At 66.3% G+C, this 20,213-nt stretch carries 16 protein-coding genes; 8 read left to right on the forward strand and 8 right to left on the reverse strand.

Going from position 1 to position 20,213, the window contains the following annotated elements:
- Positions 1-37 precede the first annotated feature (37 nt).
- The gene (locus tag ACWPMZ_RS01110; protein ID WP_455702193.1) at positions 38-1,435 is read right to left on the reverse strand and encodes an MATE family efflux transporter; all 1,398 of its coding nucleotides are present in this window, start codon (positions 1,433-1,435) and stop codon (positions 38-40) included.
- Positions 1,436-1,583: 148 nt separating this feature from the next.
- Between ACWPMZ_RS01110 and ACWPMZ_RS01115 the strand changes: the two genes are divergently transcribed.
- From ACWPMZ_RS01115 to ACWPMZ_RS01125, 3 genes are all read left to right on the forward strand, one after another.
- Complete coding sequence (locus ACWPMZ_RS01115; RefSeq protein WP_455702194.1) at positions 1,584-2,117, forward strand: acyloxyacyl hydrolase; 534 nt, start codon at positions 1,584-1,586, stop codon at positions 2,115-2,117.
- A 75-nt stretch (positions 2,118-2,192) separates the two neighbouring features.
- Complete coding sequence (locus ACWPMZ_RS01120) at positions 2,193-2,750, forward strand: c-type cytochrome (protein WP_455702195.1); 558 nt, start codon at positions 2,193-2,195, stop codon at positions 2,748-2,750.
- Positions 2,751-4,499: a cation:proton antiporter domain-containing protein gene (locus tag ACWPMZ_RS01125; protein WP_455702196.1), complete on the forward strand. Its 1,749-nt coding sequence runs from the start codon at positions 2,751-2,753 to the stop codon at positions 4,497-4,499.
- A gap of 39 nt (positions 4,500-4,538) precedes the next feature.
- Here the strand turns inward: ACWPMZ_RS01125 and ACWPMZ_RS01130 are convergent, their stop codons facing one another.
- The 7 genes from ACWPMZ_RS01130 to ACWPMZ_RS01160 form a co-directional block, all read right to left on the reverse strand.
- Complete coding sequence (locus ACWPMZ_RS01130; protein ID WP_455702197.1) at positions 4,539-5,618, reverse strand: hypothetical protein; 1,080 nt, start codon at positions 5,616-5,618, stop codon at positions 4,539-4,541.
- Between the two features lie 55 nt (positions 5,619-5,673).
- On the reverse strand, positions 5,674-6,060 hold the full coding sequence (locus tag ACWPMZ_RS01135; protein ID WP_455702198.1) for a hypothetical protein: 387 nt from the start codon (positions 6,058-6,060) through the stop codon (positions 5,674-5,676).
- Between the two features lie 115 nt (positions 6,061-6,175).
- A complete protein-coding gene (rplL, locus tag ACWPMZ_RS01140) occupies positions 6,176-6,553 on the reverse strand; it encodes a 50S ribosomal protein L7/L12 (protein WP_455702199.1) in 378 nt (125 codons plus the stop codon).
- An 89-nt stretch (positions 6,554-6,642) separates the two neighbouring features.
- Positions 6,643-7,158, reverse strand: coding sequence for a 50S ribosomal protein L10 (gene rplJ, locus ACWPMZ_RS01145; protein WP_455702200.1), 516 nt, complete (start codon positions 7,156-7,158; stop codon positions 6,643-6,645).
- 535 nt (positions 7,159-7,693) lie between these two features.
- Complete coding sequence (locus tag ACWPMZ_RS01150) at positions 7,694-7,927, reverse strand: helix-turn-helix domain-containing protein (RefSeq protein WP_455702201.1); 234 nt, start codon at positions 7,925-7,927, stop codon at positions 7,694-7,696.
- Positions 7,927-8,466 carry a DUF2975 domain-containing protein gene (locus ACWPMZ_RS01155; RefSeq protein WP_455702202.1) on the reverse strand — a complete coding sequence of 180 codons (540 nt, stop codon included), beginning with the start codon at positions 8,464-8,466 and terminating at the stop codon, positions 7,927-7,929. Before ACWPMZ_RS01155 ends, ACWPMZ_RS01150 begins: the two co-directional genes overlap by 1 nt.
- A gap of 22 nt (positions 8,467-8,488) precedes the next feature.
- The gene (locus ACWPMZ_RS01160) at positions 8,489-8,620 is read right to left on the reverse strand and encodes a hypothetical protein (RefSeq protein ID WP_455702203.1); all 132 of its coding nucleotides are present in this window, start codon (positions 8,618-8,620) and stop codon (positions 8,489-8,491) included.
- A 421-nt stretch (positions 8,621-9,041) separates the two neighbouring features.
- Here ACWPMZ_RS01160 and rpoB point away from each other — a divergent pair, with 421 nt between their 5' ends.
- The 5 genes from rpoB to ACWPMZ_RS01185 all read left to right on the forward strand — a co-directional run bounded on the left by rpoB (position 9,042) and on the right by ACWPMZ_RS01185 (position 20,212).
- On the forward strand, positions 9,042-13,202 hold the full coding sequence (gene rpoB / locus ACWPMZ_RS01165; RefSeq protein ID WP_455702204.1) for a DNA-directed RNA polymerase subunit beta: 4,161 nt from the start codon (positions 9,042-9,044) through the stop codon (positions 13,200-13,202).
- Positions 13,203-13,265: 63 nt separating this feature from the next.
- Entirely contained in the window at positions 13,266-17,639 is a 4,374-nt protein-coding gene (gene rpoC / locus ACWPMZ_RS01170) for a DNA-directed RNA polymerase subunit beta' (protein ID WP_455702205.1), read from the forward strand.
- A 205-nt stretch (positions 17,640-17,844) separates the two neighbouring features.
- The gene (locus tag ACWPMZ_RS01175) at positions 17,845-18,954 is read left to right on the forward strand and encodes an NADH:flavin oxidoreductase (protein WP_455702206.1); all 1,110 of its coding nucleotides are present in this window, start codon (positions 17,845-17,847) and stop codon (positions 18,952-18,954) included.
- Positions 18,955-19,012: 58 nt separating this feature from the next.
- Positions 19,013-19,165: a hypothetical protein gene (locus tag ACWPMZ_RS01180; RefSeq protein ID WP_455702207.1), complete on the forward strand. Its 153-nt coding sequence runs from the start codon at positions 19,013-19,015 to the stop codon at positions 19,163-19,165.
- A gap of 75 nt (positions 19,166-19,240) precedes the next feature.
- Positions 19,241-20,212 (forward strand): S41 family peptidase, encoded by a 972-nt coding sequence (locus ACWPMZ_RS01185; RefSeq protein WP_455702208.1) that lies wholly within the window; start codon positions 19,241-19,243, stop codon positions 20,210-20,212.
- The last annotated feature ends 1 nt before the right edge of the window (position 20,213 follow it).

The following is a 20,213-nucleotide window of genomic DNA, read 5'->3' on the forward strand; positions in this document are numbered from 1 at the left end:
CCGGGCGTCAACCGCCAGCGGCAAAAGAATCTTCGCGTCAGGCCGGCAGCAGGCCGAGCCGCGCCCGCGCGGCCCACCGCCAGGTGAGCAACACGGCCACGACGACGAGGCCGATCGCCAGCCCGATCCAGATCCCCAGCCCGGCCAGCGGGGTCCAGAATCCCAGCCATACGGAAGTGCCCAGGCCCGGGATCCAGTAGCCCAGTATCGCCAGCCACATCGGCACCCGCGTGTCCTGCAATCCGCGCAGGCAACCCGCTGCGATGGTCTGCACCGCGTCGAACAACTGGAACGCGGCGGCCACGGCCATGAACTGCACGGCGAAGGCGACCATGGCGGCGTTCTTCGGCAGGTCGGGATCGATATAGACCCGCAGGACCAGGATCGGGGCGAACAGCAGCAGGCCCGCGGTCAGCACCATGAAGGAACTGCCGATGGCCAGCGCGCTCCACCCGGCGCGCATGATGCCGCCCCGGTCGACCGCACCGAAATAATAGCCGACCCGGATCGTCGCCGCCTGCGCCACGCCGAGCGGCACCTGGAAGGCCAGCCCCGCCAGTTGCAGCGCCAGCGCATGCGCGGCGAGCTGCGCCGCGCCGATCCTCCCCATCAGGAAGGCGGCGCCGGCGAACAGGCCGATCTCCGCCAGCACAGTCAGCGCCACCGGGGTGCCCTTGGCGACGAGTTCGTGCAGGCGGCTCCATTCGGGGCGCCACCAGTTGCCGAAGATGCGATAGCGCCGCAGCCGCCGGTCGGAACGAATCGCGGCGACATAAGCGCAGACGATGAACAGCGACGTCGCCACGCTGGCCATGGCCGAACCGCGAAAGCCGAGCGCCGGAAAGCCGAGGTTGCCGAACACCAGCGCATAGTTGGCCAGCGCCGCGACCCCGATCGATGCGACGGTGATCATCGTCGCGAAGACCGGGCGGCCCAGCGCGGAAACGAAATTGCGCAGCACGCTCGCCACCAGCATCGGCACCCCGGCCCACATCAGGATCGACAGGAACTCGCCCGCCACCCGCGCGACCGCCGGGTCCTGGCCGGTCGCCAGCATGATCGGTTCACCGAAGGCCAGGGGTACGTTGGAAAGCAGGCCCAGCCCGATCGCCAGCCACAACCCCATGCGCACCGTGCGGCGCACCTCGCGCACCGCGTGCCGGCGGCGGCCGAGCTCGGCGGAAATCAATGCCGCGACGAAGGCGGTGATTCCGGTCAGCGAGCCGATGAAGGCGATGAACAGCGAAATCGCCAGGCTCGACGCGGCCAGCGGCACCTCGCCCAGCCGGGCAACGAAGATCACGTCGATGACGTGCACCAGCATCGCCGCCACGTTGGCGGCCGCCAGGGGCCAGGCGAGCGCCAGGGTGGCGAAAATCTCGCCTTTCCAGCCTTCGCCGCTGTGCGGGGGCTCGAGGATCGGGTCGCTCGTCATCACGTGTGCCGAAAACAGCCGGCCCGGATAGGGGCGGCCCCCGGGATAGGAAAGCGCGATGCGGTTGCGCCGGAAACTTTCCTTCAGCTTGCGGCAAGCTTGCCACAGCGATAGCCATCGGCGTTCCAACCTGGGGTCATTCCGAACGATGAAACTGCCGCTTCTTGCCGCCGCCTGCGGGCTGGCGCTGTCCGCTCCTGCCCAGGCCGGAGAAGTCTTCGCCGGGGCCTATGTCCACGAAGTCGACACCCCATTCACCTTCGACGTCAACGAAGGCGGCACGGACATCCAGCTCGGCTATCGCTTCGCGCCGATCGAGGCGCTTGGCTTCATCGGCAAGCCGGCGCCCTACCTGATCGGCTCGGTCAACACCGCGGGCGACACCAGCTTCGGCGGCATCGGTCTCGCCTGGACGATCGGCAAGGGTCCTGTCTACGTCCGTCCGGGCGTGGGACTGGTCGTCCACGATGGCCCGTCGAATCGCGTCGACCTGGCCACCATGCGCCATACCGAGCTGGGCAGCCGGGTGCTGTTCGAACCCGAGATCGCGCTCGGCGCGCGGCTTTCGCAGCGCGTCTCGCTGGAGGCGAGCTGGGTCCATATCAGCCAGGCGCGGCTGTTCAATTCCAGGCAGAACCCGGGCATCGACATAATGGGCGTGCGGTTGAACTACGCCTTATGAGCGCGATAGCCGTGTTTGCTTGAGAATCCCGCGCGGTCGGCTAGGGAACGGCGAAACCCCGGTTCGGAGATACCCATGTTGTCGCGCCTCGCCCTCGCCGCCGCCCTGACCATCCCGCTCGCGGCCTGCGGTTCGCAGGGCGCGCAGGAGGAAACGACCGAGGCGGCCGTCGAAGTGGCGGCCGCGGCGCAGGAAACGCCCGCTGCGGGGGCTAGCGAAACCCCCGCGCCCGGCGCCAGCGAGACCCCGGCGGCCGATGCCAGCGCCACGCCTTCGCCCAGCCCGAGCGGTAGCGCCAGTGCCACGCCAACCCCTTCGCCGACCCCCACGAAAGTCGCGGCGGCGGGCCCGCCCGACGCCTTCAAGCAGTGCACGGTCTGTCACAAGACCACGCCGGGCGACAACCTGATCGGCCCGACCCTGGCCGGCGTGTATGGCGCCAAGGCCGGGCATATCGCCGGCTTCAAGTACAGCCCCGCGCTGCTCGCTTCGGGGCTGACCTGGAACCAGGCCAACCTCGACCGCTACCTCGCCGATCCCAAGGGGGTGATCCCTGGCGGCACGATGTCGTTCGGCGGCGTGAAGGACGACGCCAAGCGCAAGGCCATCATCGACTATTTGAAGACCTTGTAGGTGGCACACGAAGGCGCCTCGTTCTTGCGGGACGGGGTGATCCTGCTGGGCTTCGGCCTCTTCTTCGTCCTCCTGTTCCGCAAGCTGGGGCTGGGCGCCACGCTCGGCTACCTCGTGGCGGGCGCCGTCGTCGGCCCTTGGGTCCTCGGCCTCGTCGGGGACGCGGAGGAGATGATCCCGGTCGCCGAACTGGGCATCACGCTGCTGCTGTTCATCGTCGGGCTGGAGCTTTCGCCAAATCGGCTGTGGTCGATGAAGAGCGAGATCTTCGGTCTCGGCCTGTTGCAGGTGACGCTGTGCGGGCTCGCGCTGACTGGGTTGCTGCTGCTGACCACCTCGTTCAGCCCGGCGGCGGCGCTCGCCATCGGCCTGCCGCTGGCGCTCAGCTCGACCGCGCAGGTTCTGCCCATGCTGCAGAGCGCGGGGCGGCTGAACAGCCTGTTCGGCGAGCGGGCCTTCTCGATCCTGCTGTTCCAGGACCTTTCGCTGATCCCGCTGCTGACCATCGTGGCCGCGCTCAGCCGCAATCCGGCCGACGAGGCGGGCCCGCCGGGCTGGCAGATGGTCGGGATGACGCTGGCGGCGGTGGCGGGGCTGATCCTGGCCGGCCGGTTCCTGGTCCGCCCGCTGTTCCGCCTGATCTCGCGGCTGGGCGAGCGCGAGATGTTCGTCGTCGCCGCCATCGCCGTGGTCGCCGCCTCCGCCGCGCTGATGGAAGTGCTGGGCTTGTCGCCCGCACTGGGCGCCTTCATCGCCGGCGTGATGCTGGCCGACACCCCGTTCCGCCACGAGCTGGAGGCCGATGTCGAGCCGTTCCGTTCGATCCTGCTCGGCCTCTTCTTCCTCGCCGTGGGCATGATGCTCGACCTTTCGGTGATCGCGGCGAACCCGGTGTTCGTGGTCGCTATGGCGGTGGGGTTGATCGCGACCAAGGCGCTGGTGATCGGCGGGCTGGGCCTGCTGTTCGGAATGCGCTGGCGAGCCGCCCTCGCGCTCGGCCTTCTGCTCAGCCAGGGCGGCGAATTCGGCTTCGTGCTGTTCACCCGCGCCCAGCAGGGCTTCTTGATCGAGCAGGAGGCGGCGAGTTTGTTCGGCGCGATCGTAACCCTGTCGATGGCCGCCACGCCGTTCCTGATGATGATCACCGCGCGCATCCGCCGCGAGCCGACGCCGGAAAAGGTGGTGCGCGAGGGGCCCAAGAAGGACGGAGCAAACGCGCTCGTCGTCGGCTACGGCCGCTTCGGGCAGACCGTGGCGCAGATGCTGATCCTGTCGAAGATCCCGGTCACGCTGATCGACACCGACACCGACCTGATCGACGTGGCCGAGCAATTCGGCGCCCGGGTCTATTTCGGCGACGGGACGCGGATCGACCTGCTGCGCCAGGCCGGCGCGGGCGATGCCGATCTGATCCTGTTCTGCCTCGACGGCGACAATCCCAAGGCCGATTTCCTCGCATCGGTGCGGGAGCATTTCCCGCAGGCCAAGATCTATGCCCGCGTGTTCGACCGCCGCAGCCTGATCGACCTGCACGGCGCGCCGATGGATTTCGCGGTGCGCGAAGTGATGGAAAGCGCCGTGGTCATGGCCCGCGCCGCGCTGGAGGAACTGGGCGACAGCCTGCAGGACATCGATTCTGCCGAAAAGGCTTACCGGGACAACGACCGCGAGCGGCTCGACCTGCAGAAGGGCGAGGGCGACTACCTTGCCGGGCAGGACCGCATCATCACGCAGGAAAGCCGCGACTGACGGCGCGGCCCGCAGGCCGCGCCGCCAGCCGTGCCCGCGTCAGAACGCCTGGCTGAGCGCCAGCGAGAGGCGCCACTTCTGCGGCGCCTGGATGCCGTTCAGGTCCTGATACAGCGGCAGCGCGATCTCGGCGCCGAGCTGCGGTCGGGCCGAGCCGGCCAACGGAACCTGCCAGTTCAGGCCTAACCCCGCGCTTACCGTGTCGCCGCCGTAATTGGCCTGCCGGTCGGGCGGCGCGGCGTGGTTGTGCCCGGCGTTGTAATGCCCTTCCACCTTGCCCTCGTGGCGCCATTCGAGACGCGTCGTGGCGCCCAGGTTGTCGCCCAGCAGATAGCTGGCCCACCCGGTTGCCCGCGCCACGTCGCCGAAACGGAACCCGCTGTCGTTCGCCTTCTCGGCGCGCCAGCGATAGCCGCCCTGTGCGCCCCAGCCGAGCGGGCCGCTGCGGCCGTAGAGCGTGACCGACGGCTCGACATCCCAGGTCCCGCTGCCGGGCTGCATGCCGTAGTGGACGAAGTTGCCGTCGGCATCGGTCCTGTCGGAAGCGCCTGTCGGCACCCAGATGCCGAGCGTCGCGTGGGCCCCGAAGCGGGGCGAGCGGGCGAGGCGGTAGGAAGCGGAGACGAGCGTGTCGCCGAAGCCCTCGACCGAATGCTTGTGGCTCTCGCCGAGCCCGAGCGCCATGTGGCCCCCGTGCCCGCCATGCCCGCCGCCCGCGCCCGCCGCGGGGTCGATCCCGACCATGGTCATCGTGTGCCGCATGTACATCGGCATGACCATCAGCGTCAGGTTTTCGGTCGGGGCGAACATCAGGTCCAGCATCGCCATGTCCATGTCCATCGACGCGGTGCGGGCGGTGTAGCCAGCGGCCAGGATCGCGCCGTCGGCGATGGCATCGGTGCCCGAGCGGTTGGCGCCGGAATAGCGCGAACGCTCGACGCGCAGGCCGATCATGACCTCGCCGCCTTCGTGCATGTGCTCGTTCATCATGCCTGCCGCCGGATGCAGCAGCGGAGCGTCGACGACGATCTCGCTTTCCGTGACGTCTTGGGCGGCGAGGGGTGAAACGTGTGCGAGAAGGGCCAGCGCCAGCGCGCCGCCCGGATAATGGATCTTCATTGGTGGGTTTCCCGAAATGTCTGGTCGCAAGTCCGGGCAGGCGCCCGGCGTGGGATCAGGCGCGGGATGGCGGGCCGCGAGCGGGCGGCATCTGCCGCGCGGCCTGGGCGAGGACGAAGGGCGCGCTGGCCCGCCCGAACTGCTCGGCCGCCAGCGGCGGCAGGGGCAGGTCGGCCCCGGGGCCCGGCGGCGGAGCGGCCAAAACCAGCCCGGCGAACGCGCAGGACGGCTGCTCGCGGTCAGGCTTCGTGGGGGTATCCGGCTGGCCCGGCAGCGGAACGTGAACCACGCCCGCGGCGGTGCACAGCCGGACCGTGATCGTGTCCGATCCGGCATCGGGCATCCAGCCCTGCGGCATGGCCACGCGCGCCAGCAGGGCGGCGGCCAGCACCATCAGGGCCAGGCCCCGGTTGCGTCGCAGGATTTCGCGCAGGGCGTTCATCGCGCGCGCTTCTTAGCGGCGGGCGCCTGGCGGGCAAGGCACAAAGAAGAAGGGCGGCACCTCGCGGTACCGCCCCCCTTGGTGATCCCAAAGGATCGAAGCGTAAGCGAAAGGCTTACTTGAGCTCGACGGTGCCGCCGGCTTCCTCGATCTTCTTCTTGATCTCTTCGGCCTCGGCCTTGTTCACGCCTTCCTTCACCGCCTTCGGGGTGCTCTCGACGAGGGACTTGGCTTCGGTCAGGCCCAGGCCGGTGATGGCGCGGACTTCCTTGATGACCTGGATCTTCTTGCCACCGTCGCCGGTGAGAATGACGTCGAATTCGGTCTGCTCTTCGGCAGCAGCGGCGGCTTCACCACCACCGGCCGGCGCGGCAACGGCCACGGCGGCAGCGGCGCTGACGCCCCAGGTTTCTTCAAGCGCCTTGGCGAGCTCGGCGGCTTCCATGACGGTCAGGGCGGACAGGTCTTCGACCAGCTTGGCGATATCGGCCATGTTATTTCACTCCAGTTTGATCGGGGCGTGCCAGTTTCAACTGTGCTGGCCCCGGATGTTTCGTTTCGAACTTGAAAAACCGTTCTCGCTTACGCTGCTTCCTTGGCCGCATAGGCCCCGAAGACGCGGGCGAGCTTGCTCGCGGGTTCGCTGATCACGCGGACGACCTTGGTCGCCGGCGCGTTCACGAGGCCCACGATCCTGCCCCGCAGCTCGTCGAGCGACGGCATCGAGGCAAGCGCCTTGACCCCGTTGGCGTCGAGCACGGTGCTCCCCATCGAACCGCCGACGATTTCGAGCTTGTCGTTCGTCTTGGCAAAATCGACTACGGCCTTCGCCGCCGCGACCGGATCGGTCGAATAGGCGAGGGCGGTCGGACCGGTGAGGTGTTCCTCGATGCCGGCGTAGTCGGTGTTCTTCAGGGCGAGCTTGGCGAGACGGTTCTTCGCAACCTTGTAGGTCGCACCAGCGTCGCGCATCTTCGAACGCAAGTCGGTCGACTGAGCGACCGACAGCCCGAGGTTGCGGGTGACGACCACCACGCCCGCCTCGGCGAAGACAGCATTGAGCTGGGCAACCGAATCGGCTTTCTGCGAACGATCCATGCCATACTCCTTCACAATGGCCGTGCGGGCGAACCCGAACGGCCGGCTACGTTTGTCGCGCCGCACGAATGCGCCGCGAACGAGTCCGTTTCGAGGGGAAGGAGGGATGCTCCGATTGGAGCGAGGCGGCGCCGATAGGGCCCCGCCGGAAATCTCGTTTCCCCGTCTAGGCTGGAAATTAAGAGGGGTACCCTCACCAACTGTCTCGGACGGATGACTGCCGGAGCAGTCGGGGCGGGCCACTAAACGAATGGGCCGGGAAGTCAAGGCGGGAACCCCTCGCCCGGTCGGGCGCTGAACTCCCAAGGCGCACCCCGCGCCGCAACAGGAGAGACACCATGGGCCGGAACATCACCATCGGCATCGGTACGCTGATCATCATCCTGATCCTGGTGGCCGTGCTGTTCTGACCGCCAAGCGTGGCTGACCGATCGGGTCAGCGGGTCCTTTCTGCCACTTCGCGCTACATTGTAGGGCTAGCCGTTCTGCCAACCGCGCAGGGCCGTCTACGAGCGTCGCAGACGGCCCTCCCGGGTCAGGCGTCGTACCCCAACAGGTCGCCCGGCTGGCAATCCAACTCGCGGCAGATCGCCTCGAGGGTGGAGAAGCGGATGGCCTTGGCCTTGCCGGTCTTGAGGATCGACAGGTTGGCGAGGGTGAGGCCGATGCGTTCCGACAGCTCGGTCAGGGTCATGCGGCGGGCGTGAAGCAGGTCGTCGAGCTTGACCACGATGCGGGTTCCTTCCTCGGTTTCGGTCTCGGCGCCCATCACACGGTCCCTTCGAGATCGGCGCGCATCGCGGCGCCGTGGCGGAACACCCGGGCCAGGATGAACAGGATCAGGGCCATCGCCACGCCTTCACCCGATATGCCGATATCGAGGTCCACATCCTTGATGCGCTGGCCGAGCCACAGGCCGATCGCGCCGATCGGCACCGTGATCGCCTGCACCGCCACCATCAGCCAGGCCATGCGGCTGAGTCGTGTCGCATTTATCGGCGCGAAGGGATCTCCCGCGGCGACGCTCTCGATGATGCGGCTGAGCGTGGCGAGGAACAGAAACATCAGGGCCAGGGCGACGATCGCCAGCCCCATGATGCCGATGATCGCGGCGGTTTCCTGCCCGCCGGGACTCGTCATCCCCTCCTCAACGAATTCGGCGGTGAGCGCGCCCGGATCGATCGCCACGTAGCCGGCGCCGATCGCCAGGGCGGCGATGCCGATCGCGAGCAGGGCCATCACGAACAGGATGAACACCTGCGCCGCGATCAGCAGCGGGTCGCCGGACATGGTGGGCAGCTTTATCATGTGTTGTCCTCCTCTGGACGGTTCAGGCGACGGTCGGCAGGGCGATGACCGACGCCGCCTGCGCGCTGGGCACGGTGACGACGGGCACGATGGTCGCGACGGCGATGAACAGCGCGGCGCAGGCTGCGGCGGACTGGCGGATGAAGTTGCTCATTTCTCGATCTCCAATATGGTCGATATCGATATTCAATAAGACAATTCGCGCATATCGTCAATCGATAATATCGAAAATCGATAATTTTCCTGATCGGTGTGAGCGCGGCCCCTGCGGATACCCTCGTGCATAGGCCCTTATCGTGCGCTCGACTGACGACCCGATCGGCACGGATGGCGTGTTGACCGGAGGCCAAGCTATCCCTATATGCGCCCTCGACCGGACGTTTCGAGCAAGGCCAACCTGACGCGGGGGTGGGCCATCGGATGGAAGCGACGGTTCCCGTGAGACGCTGAATCAAGGCTGCCGCCTGGCCACCCGATGGTGTGCCTGCCGTGCGGCCATTTCGCGTCTCGCGCCCCCGCCCATACGATTTCACGCCGGAGATGATCCGGCAAAGCGAAGAGGCTGACTTCCAGTTATGGCAACCAAAGCGAAGGCTCCGACCAAGGCCGGCAGCAAGACGCGGCGCATCCGCAAGATCTTCGGCGACATCCACGAAGTGGTGCAGATGCCGAACCTGATCGAGGTGCAGCGCGAATCGTACGAGCAGTTCCTGCGCTCCGACAAGAGCACGGGTTACGTCTCGGGCCTCGAGAAGACGCTGCGCTCGGTGTTCCCGATCCGCGATTTCGCCGGCACCGCCGAGCTGGATTTCGTTCACTACGAGCTGGAAGATCCCAAGTACGACACCACCGAGTGTCGCCAGCGCGGCATCACCTATGCCGCCCCGATGAAGGTCACGCTGCGCCTCATCGTGTTCGAGGTGGACCAGGAAACCGAAACCCGCTCTGTCCTCGATATCAAGGAGCAGGACGTCTACATGGGCGACATGCCGCTCATGACCGAGAACGGCACCTTCATCATCAACGGCACCGAACGCGTCATCGTCAGCCAGATGCACCGTTCGCCGGGCGTGCTGTTCGATCACGACCGTGGCAAGACGCACTCCTCGGGCAAGTTCCTCTTCGCTGCCCGCGTGATTCCGTACCGCGGTTCGTGGCTCGATTTCGAGTTCGACGCGAAGGACATCGTCAACGTCCGGATCGACCGCAAGCGCAAGCTGCCGGTCACCAGCCTGCTCTATGCGCTGGGTCTCGACGACGAGCAGGTGCTCGAGCATTTCTACAACACGATCGCCTGGAAGCGCTCGAAGGACGGCTGGGAAATTCCCTTCGCCGCCGACCAGTGGCGCAATTCCAAGCCGGGCTTCGCGCTGGTCGATGCCAAGACGGGCGAGGAAGTGTTCCCCGCCGGCCAGAAGGTCAGCCCACGCGCGGCCAACAAGGCCGAGAAGGACGGGCTCAAGAACCTGCTGATTCCGACCGAGGAAATCTTCGGCCGCTACAGCGCGAAGGACCTGATCGACGAAAAGACCGGCCGCATCTGGATCGAAGCGGGCCAGGAAGTCGATCCCGAAAGCCTCGAGAAGCTCGACAAGGCCGGTATCGACCAGCTCCAGCTGCTCGACATCGACCACGTGTCCACCGGACCCTGGATCCGCAACACGCTGCAGGTCGACAAGGCGGAGAACCGCGACGAGGGCCTGGAAGCGATCTACAAGGTCATGCGCCCGGGCGAGCCGCCGACCAAGGAAACCGCCGAGGCGCTGTTCGAAGGCCTGTTCTTCGATTCCGAGCGCTACGACCTGTCGGCCGTCGGCCGCGTCAAGCTCAACATGCGCCTCGGCCTCGATGCCGAGGACACGGTCACCACGCTGCGCAAGGAAGACATCCTGGCCGTGGTCAAGGAACTGGTCGACCTGAAGGACGGCAAGGGCGAGGTCGACGATATCGACAACCTCGGCAACCGCCGCGTCCGTTCGGTCGGCGAGCTGCTGGAAAACCAGTACCGCGTCGGCCTGCTGCGCATGGAGCGCGCGGTGAAGGAGCGGATGAGCTCGGTCGACGTGTCGACCGTCATGCCGAACGACCTGATCAACGCCAAGCCGGCGGTCGCCGCGGTGCGCGAGTTCTTCGGTTCTTCGCAGCTCTCGCAGTTCATGGACCAGACCAACCCGCTGTCGGAGGTCACCCACAAGCGCCGCGTCTCTGCCCTCGGGCCGGGCGGCCTCACGCGTGAGCGCGCGGGCTTCGAAGTGCGCGACGTTCACCCGACCCACTACGGCCGCATCTGCCCGATCGAGACGCCGGAAGGCCCGAACATCGGCCTGATCAACTCGCTGAGCACGTTCGCCCGCGTCAACAAGTACGGCTTCATCGAGACGCCGTACCGCACCGTGGTCGACGGCAAGGTGAAGGGCGAGGTGATCTACCTCTCCGCGATGGAAGAGCAGAAGCACACCGTCGCACAGGCGTCTGCCGAACTGAACGACGAGGGCGGCTTCGTCGAGGATCTCGTCTCGGCGCGCCAGAACGGCGAGTTCGTGATGAGCCCGAACGAGAACGTGACGCTGATGGACGTTTCGCCCAAGCAGCTCGTCTCGGTCGCCGCCTCGCTCATCCCGTTCCTCGAGAACGACGACGCCAACCGCGCGCTGATGGGATCGAACATGCAGCGCCAGGCGGTGCCGCTCGTTCGCGCCGAGGCGCCGTTCGTCGGTACCGGCATGGAAGGCACCGTGGCGCGCGATTCGGGCGCCGCGATCTCCGCGTTGCGGTCCGGCGTGGTCGATCAGGTCGACGCCAGCCGCATCGTGATCCGCGCCAGCGGTGAAGTCGACGCCGGCAACCCGGGCGTTGACATCTACACGCTGCAGAAGTTCCAGCGCTCCAACCAGAACACCTGCATCAACCAGCGTCCGCTGGTGAAGGTGGGCGATGCGATCGAGGCGGGCGACATCATCGCCGACGGTCCCTCGACCGAGCTGGGCGAACTGGCGCTGGGCCGCAACAGCCTCGTCGCGTTCATGCCGTGGAACGGCTACAACTACGAGGATTCGATCCTGATTTCCGAGCGCATCGTGAAGGACGACGTGTTCACCTCGATCCACATCGAGGAATTCGAGGTCATGGCCCGCGACACCAAGCTGGGTCCGGAGGACATCACCCGCGACATCCCGAACGTCGGCGAGGAAGCCCTGCGCAACCTCGACGAGGCGGGCATCGTCTACATCGGTGCCGAAGTGCACCCGGGCGACATCCTGGTCGGCAAGATCACGCCCAAGGGCGAATCGCCCATGACCCCGGAAGAGAAGCTGCTGCGCGCCATCTTCGGCGAAAAGGCCAGCGACGTGCGCGACACCTCGCTTCGCCTGCCGCCGGGCGTGGCCGGCACGATCGTCGAGGTGCGGGTGTTCAACCGCCACGGCATCGAGATCGACGACCGTACCCGCGCGATCCAGAACGAAGAAATCGAACGCCTCAAGAAGGACAGCGAGGACGAGCGCAACATCCTCAACCGCGCGACCTACAACCGGCTTGCCGAAATGCTCGCCGGGCAGACCGCTTCGGCCACGCCGAAGGGCCTGAAGAAGGGCGCGGTCATCGACCAGGACCTGCTCGACAGCGTCGACAAGTACGAATGGTTCAAGTTCGCCGTCGCCGACGATCACATGCAGGCCCAGCTCGAAGCGGTGAAGGGCCAGTACGACGAGGCGATCAGGGCGATCGAGGAGAAGTTCGAGGACCGCAAGGAGAAGCTCGAACGCGGTGACGAACTCGCCCCGGGCGTGCTGAAGATGGTCAAGGTCTTCGTGGCGGTGAAGCGCAAGCTGCAGCCGGGCGACAAGATGGCCGGCCGCCACGGCAACAAGGGTGTGATCTCGCGCATCCTGCCGGCCGAGGACATGCCCTTCATGGAAGACGGCACCCCGGTCGACATCGTGCTCAACCCGCTGGGCGTGCCCTCGCGCATGAACGTCGGGCAGATCTTCGAAACCCACCTGGGCCTCGCGGCCCGCGGCCTGGGCCAGCAGATCGCCGGCGCGCTCGACGAATGGCGCCTCGCCAATCCGGATCCGGAAAAGGCCAAGCCCCCGACCGCGGTGATCGAGCGCCTGAAGGACGTCTATGGCGAGCAGTACCATGACGATATCGACGGCCGCACGACCGAAGAAATTGCCGACATGGCCGAACTGCTGCGCAACGGCGTTCCGTTCGGCACCCCGGTGTTCGACGGCGCGCGCGAGCCCGACGTTTCGGCAATGCTGGCAAAGGCGGGCCTCGACACTTCGGGCCAGGTGACGCTTTTCGACGGTCGTACGGGCGATGCTTTCGACAGAAAGGTGACCGTAGGCTACATCTACATGCTGAAACTGCACCACTTGGTCGACGACAAGATCCACGCACGTTCGATCGGGCCCTACTCGCTCGTCACCCAGCAGCCGCTGGGCGGCAAGGCGCAGTTCGGCGGGCAGCGCTTCGGCGAAATGGAGGTCTGGGCGCTCCAGGCCTACGGCGCGGCCTATACTCTGCAGGAAATGCTCACCGTGAAGTCCGACGACGTGGTCGGCCGGACGAAGGTCTACGAAGCGATCGTCAAGGGTGACGACACCTTCGAGGCCGGCATTCCCGAGAGCTTCAACGTGCTCGTCAAGGAAATGCGTAGCCTGGGCCTCAACGTCGAGCTGAAGTCGCTCACCGACGAAAGCGACGAAGCCTGGCCGGAGGCGGCGGAATAACGGGAAGGGCTTCGGCTCTTCCCCATCCGCCCCCAGATTTCACCCCGTACGGGAACTGAAAAAATGAACGAACTTTCCAAATTCACCAACCAGCTCGCGAAGCCGGAAACCTTCGACCAGATCCAGATCGGGATCGCCAGCCCCGAGCGTATCCGGTCGTGGTCGTTCGGCGAGATCAAGAAGCCCGAGACGATCAACTACCGCACGTTCAAGCCCGAGCGTGACGGCCTGTTCTGCGCGCGCATCTTCGGTCCGGTGAAGGACTACGAGTGCCTGTGCGGCAAGTACAAGCGCATGAAGTACAAGGGCGTCGTCTGCGAAAAGTGCGGCGTCGAGGTGACCGTGACCAAGGTCCGCCGCGAGCGCATGGGCCACATCGAACTGGCCGCTCCCGTCGCGCACATCTGGTTCCTCAAGAGCCTGCCCAGCCGCATCGGCCTGCTGCTCGACATGCAGCTCAAGCAGCTCGAGCGCGTGCTGTACTTCGAAAGCTACATCGTGACCGAGCCGGGCATCACCCCGCTCGAGCGCTACCAGCTGCTGACCGAGGACGAACTCCTCGACGCGCAGGACGAGTACGGCGAAGACGCCTTCACCGCCGGGATCGGCGCCGAAGCGGTCAAGATCATGCTCATGGATCTCGACCTCGTGGCCGAGCGCGACGCGCTGATGACCGAACTGGCCGAGACCAAGTCCACGCTCAAGCCCAAGAAGATCATCAAGCGGCTCAAGGTCGTGGAAAGCTTCATCGATTCCGGCAACCGCCCGGAATGGATGATCCTCGACGTCGTGCCGGTCATTCCGCCCGAACTGCGCCCGCTCGTCCCGCTCGACGGCGGCCGCTTTGCCACGTCGGATCTGAACGACCTCTATCGCCGCGTGATCAACCGCAACAACCGCCTCAAGCGGCTGATGGAGCTGCGCGCGCCGGACATCATCGTGCGCAACGAAAAGCGCATGCTGCAGGAAGCCGTCGACGCGCTGTTCGACAACGGCCGCCGCGGCCGCGTGATCACCGGTGCCAACAAGCGCCCGCTCAAGTCGCTGTCCGACATGCTCAAGGGCAAGCAGGGCCGCTTCCGGCAGAACCTGCTCGGCAAGCGCGTCGATTATTCGGGCCGTTCGGTCATCGTGACCGGGCCGGAGCTCAAGCTGCACCAGTGCGGCCTGCCCAAGAAGATGGCGCTCGAGCTGTTCAAGCCGTTCATCTACGCCCGGCTCGACGCCAAGGGCCTGTCGATGACGCTCAAGCAGGCCAAGAAGTGGGTCGAGAAGGAGCGCAAGGAAGTCTGGGACATCCTCGACGAGGTGATCCGCGAGCACCCGGTTCTGCTGAACCGCGCGCCCACGCTGCACCGCCTGGGCATCCAGGCGTTCGAGCCGGTCCTCATCGAAGGCAAGGCCATCCAGCTGCACCCGCTCGTCTGCTCGGCCTTCAACGCCGACTTCGACGGTGACCAGATGGCCGTCCACGTCCCGCTGTCGCTCGAAGCGCAGCTGGAAGCGCGCGTGCTGATGATGTCGACCAACAACATCCTCTCGCCCGCCAACGGCAAGCCGATCATCGTGCCGTCGCAGGACATGGTGCTGGGCCTGTACTATCTGTCGATGGACCGCGAGGGTGAGCCCGGCGCGGGCAAGATCCTCGGCGGCATCGACGAGGTCCACCAGGCGCTGCACGTCGGCGCGGTGACGCTGCACTCCAAGATCTGGACCCGCGTCCCGCAGACGGACGAGGCCGGCAAGGAATACATGGCCAAGGTCGAGACGACCCCGGGCCGGATGCTCATCGGCGAGTGCCTGCCCAAGAGCCACACCGTGCCGTTCGAAGTCGTCAACCGGCTCCTCACCAAGAAGGAAATCGGCGACGTCATCGACCAGGTCTATCGCCACACCGGCCAGAAGGACACGGTGCTGTTCGCCGACGCGATCATGGCGCTGGGCTTCCGCCACGCCTGCCGCGCGGGCATCAGCTTCGGCAAGGACGACATGATCATCCCCGACTCCAAGGTCGAGACGATCGAAGAGACCAAGAAGCTGGTCGCCGACTACGAGCAGCAGTACCAGGACGGGTTCATCACCCAGCAGGAAAAGTACAACAAGGTGATCGACGCCTGGAGCCGTTGCGGCGACCAGGTGGCGAACGCCATGATGGACGAGATCCGCGCGACCCCGATGGACGAGAACGGCCGGCAGAAGCCGATCAACTCGATCTACATGATGAGCCACTCCGGCGCCCGCGGTTCGCCGGCGCAGATGAAGCAGCTCGCCGGGATGCGCGGCCTGATGGCCAAGCCTTCGGGCGAGATCATCGAGACGCCGATCATCTCGAACTTCAAGGAAGGCCTGACCGTCCTCGAGTACTTCAACTCGACCCACGGCGCCCGCAAGGGTCTCGCCGACACGGCGCTCAAGACGGCATCGTCGGGTTACCTGACCCGCCGCCTCGTCGACGTGTCGCAGGACTGCGTGATCGTCGAGGACAACTGCGGCACCGACAACGCCATGGAGATGCGCGCCATCATCCAGGGCGGCTCGGTCATCGCCTCGCTCGGCGAGCGTATCCTCGGCCGCACCACGGCCGAAGACCTGGTCAACGCCAAGACCGGCGAGGTCCTGGTCAAGAAGGGCACGCTGGTCGACGAGCCGATGGTCAAGGTGATCGAGGACGCGGAAGTCCAGTCGGCCAAGATCCGTTCGCCGCTGGTCTGCCAGGCCGAACAGGGCGTTTGCGCGACCTGCTACGGGCGCGATCTGGCACGCGGCACGCCGGTCAACATCGGTGAGGCCGTGGGCGTCATCGCGGCGCAGTCGATCGGCGAGCCGGGCACCCAGCTGACGATGCGGACGTTCCACATCGGCGGCGCGGCGCAGGTCAACGAGACGAGCCACCTCGAATCGATCTCCGACGGCAAGGTCGTCTACCGCGACATGCCGACCATCACCGACAAGCGCGGCCGCCGGCTGTCGCTCGCCCGATCGGGCGAGCTGGCCGTGGTCGATGCCGAAGGCCGTGAGCGCGCGATCCACCGCGTGCCTTACGGCACCATGCTCATGATCGAGGATGGCGGGAAGGTTAAGGAAGGCGATCGCCTGGCCGAATGGGATCCGTTCACCCTGCCGATCATCACCGAGCAGTCGGGCGTCGTGCGCTACCAGGACCTGGTCGACGGCAAGACGATGGAAGAGCGCGTGGACGAGGCCACCGGCATCGCCCAGCGCGTTGTCACCGAATATCGCGCCGCGGGCCGTTCCAAGAAGGAAGACCTGCGTCCGCGCCTCACCCTGCTGGGCGAGGAAGGCGGCAAGAAGGGCGAAGAGACCGAGGCCGCGCGCTACATGCTGGCGCCGGGCACGATCCTTTCGGTCGAGGACAGCCAGCACGTCGAGGCGGGCGACATTCTTGCGCGTGCCTCGCGCGAGGCGGCCAAGACGCGTGACATCACCGGCGGTCTGCCGCGGGTGGCCGAGCTGTTCGAGGCACGCATGCCGAAGGACCTGGCGATCATCGCCAAGATCAGCGGCCGCGTCGAATTCGTTCGCGACTACAAGGCCAAGCGCAAGATCGCGATCGTTCCGGAAGAGGGCGATCCGGTCGAGTACCTGATCCCCAAGACCAAGGTAATCGACGTTCAGGAAGGCGACTTCGTCAAGAAGGGCGACACGCTGATCTCGGGCTCGCCCAACCCGCACGACATCCTCGAAGTTCTCGGGATCGAGGCGCTCGCCGAGTACCTCGTCGACGAGATCCAGGAAGTCTACCGGCTCCAGGGCGTGAAGATCAACGACAAGCACATCGAGGTGATCGTTCGCCAGATGCTGCAGAAGGTCGAGATCACCGACGGCGGCGACACCGTGCTGCTGCCGGGCGAACAGGTCGACTTCGACGAGATGAACGAGGAGAACGCCAAGCTGGCCAAGGGCAAGAAGCCTGCCCAGGGCAAGCCCATCCTGCTCGGCATCACCAAGGCCAGCCTGCAGACCCGGTCGTTCATCTCGGCCGCGTCGTTCCAGGAAACCACCCGCGTGCTCACGCAGGCGGCGGTCGAGGGGAAGAAGGACACGCTGATCGGCCTCAAGGAGAACGTGATCGTCGGCCGGCTCATTCCCGCCGGTACCGGTGCGGGCATGAACCGCCTGCGCGTTGCCGCCTCCAGCCGCGATGCCGCCCTGCGTGCCGCGTGGAAGAAGGCACAGGATCACCTGATCATGGCGAACACCGCGGAAGAAGAGCACGCGGCCGAGCTCGAGCAGGGGCCTGAAGCGGCGATCGGCAACGATCCGCTGGCCAGCATGGAGGGCGAGACCCACGGCACCGATGCCGACGCGGGCGACTACCTCCAGCAGAGCGACGAGGCGGACCCGGTCCAGAGCGAGGACGCGATGCGTGCCGCGATGGGCGGGGGCGATGTCCCGGCCGAGGAAAGCGAAAGCTGATCCCGGACGAGCAATGCCGTTAGAACAAGCCCCGGAGGTTCGCGCCTCCGGGGCTTTTTCGTGTCCGGGCCGTTCTCATGACGCAGCCCCGGACCGGCTAAGCGGCCTGCCGATGAAACCAAGCAATTCTATCCGGCAGGCAATGGCCCTTGAGGCGATGCCCCCGCGCACCCACTAAAGGTCGCGAAGTGAAACGGAGTTTCCGATGACCGATACCAGCGTCCTGTTCCAGCCATTCGACAACGGCAAGCTTTCCCTGCCCAACCGCATCGTGATGGCGCCGATGACGCGTAACATGGCGCCCGAAGGTGTCCCGGGACAGCCCAATGCCGACTACTACGCCCGCCGGGCGGCGGCCGACGTTGGCCTGATCCTTTCGGAAGGCACGGTCGTCCAGCGCCCGTCCTCGCGCAACCTGCCGCATATTCCCTTCTTCCATTCGGACGAACCGCTCGGCGGTTGGCAGAAGGTCATCGAGGCCGTCCACGCCGCCGGCGGCAAGATGGGCCCGCAGATCTGGCACACCGGCGGGACCAGCGCCGATCCTTCGTTCGAGCGCGCGGCGCTTGACACGCCATCGGGCATCAACAAGCCGGGCGAGCAGGTCGGCGAGCCGATGTCGCAGGAGGCCATCGCCGACACCATCGACGCCTTTGCCACTGCGGCCAAGGACGCGGCCGATCTGGGGTTCGACACGGTCGAGATACACGGCGCGCACGGGTACCTGATCGACCAGTTCTTCTGGCCCGAGACCAACCTGCGCGACGATGCCTGGGGCGGGGCGACCATCGGCGAGCGCAGCCGCTTCGCCGCGGAGATCGTGCGCGAGATGCGCTCCCGCGTGGGCGAGCAATATCCGCTGATCCTGCGGGTCAGCCAGTGGAAGCAGCAAGACTACGAAACCCGTCTCGCCGCGACCCCGCAGGAAATGGAGCAATGGCTGACCCCGCTGGTCGATGCCGGGGTCGACATCCTGCACTGTTCACAGCGGCGCTTCTGGGAACCCGAGTTTCCCGAGATCGACGGCGAGAGCGGATTGAACTTCGCCGGCTGGGCCAAGAAGATCACCGGCGCGCCCACGATCAGCGTGGGGTCGGTCGGGCTGTCCGGCGAATTCCTCGGCTCGTTCCGCGGCAAGAGCGCGGAGCGCGAGAACCTCGACGGATTGGTCGCACGGATGGAGCGCGGGGAGTTCGACCTCATCGCGGTGGGCCGGGCGTTGCTGTCCGATCCGGAATGGGCCGCCAAGGTCCGCGACGGGCGGGAAGACGAGATCGGCGATTTCGACCCTGCCAGCATGAAGGAACTCGTCTGATCCATCCTTGACCGGAAAAGGCTCGATCCCCATCATGTGTGTTATGAGGATAATACACATGATGGGGATAGTCGCGATGGCGGCGACGCCGGTTCCGGCACTGTCACAGGAAGCCGCCAACGATCCACCGGCCTTCGATCGGCAAGCATGGCTGGACGATTATGCCCGTCTCAAGGAGACGATGGCCCGCGGATACGCCAATCTCGACTGAATCGTCGAGCATCGCGCGCTCGACCTCGCCGAGCTCGACCGCCGGATTACTGCACGGCTCGAAGCCGCCGAGACGGTGACCAATGCCGTCGAGGCGATCACAGAGTTCACCGAAGCGTTCGGGGATTCGCACCTGCGCGGGGACGAGGGACCGGCCAACCCGGCCGCCTTGCGCAACGCCGCCGGGGGCGAGTCGGCCGAGAACACGGCCGCCGCCGACGAGCCCGTTGCCGGGACCTGCGAGGGCTTGGGATACCGGGAGGCCATCCGCTACGGCGCGTTCGATCCCGCGAGCCTGCCGGGCTGGAAACGCCTCGAATCGCCATGGTTCACCGCCGGCACGAGCGGGCGGATCGGCTTCCTCCGTCTCCACTCCTTCGCGGAAAGCGATTACCTCGCAGCCTGCCGGGCGAGCTGGCAGGACGGACGAACCGAACGCGCGGTCCAGCTCGCCACGCGCAAAGCCCTGCAGGGCGAACTGGCGCGCATTGCGGTCGCGCTGCGCGACCAGGGTGCCGAAATCCTGACGCTCGACCTGACGCGCAACGGCGGCGGCAGCGAATGGAGCGAAGAAGCGGCAGCCTTGTTCACCTCACGGGAGCTTACCCGTCCGCGCCCCCGGCTCGTGGTGCCATGTGGTGACCGTTCCGGCGTCTGGCGGGGCGAAAAGGTCTGCAGCAATCTCGAGCCCGCGGGGCAGCCGGACAGTATCGCCGGCACGGGCGCCTGGACCGGGCCCGTCGCCCTGCTGGTCGACAGTCGCACCGCCTCTGCGGCGGAGGATTTCGCCTACTGGCTGGCCGGCAGCGGACAGGGTTCGATGGTCGGCAGGCGCACGCTGGGGGCCGGATGTGGCTACGTCGACGGCGGCTGGGCCTATCAGCTCAAGGCGATCAACGGCCATGTCATGATGCCCAACTGCTCACGCTACACGGCCCAGGGGGTCAACCAGATCGAGGGGCTCGAACCGGATGTCGCCTACGATTGGGATGATGGAATAACCGGCCTTTCCGCCGTCCTGGATCGAATGACCGCGTCCGCTCGTTGAC

It is taken from the genome of Tsuneonella sp. HG222 (assembly GCF_053819185.1).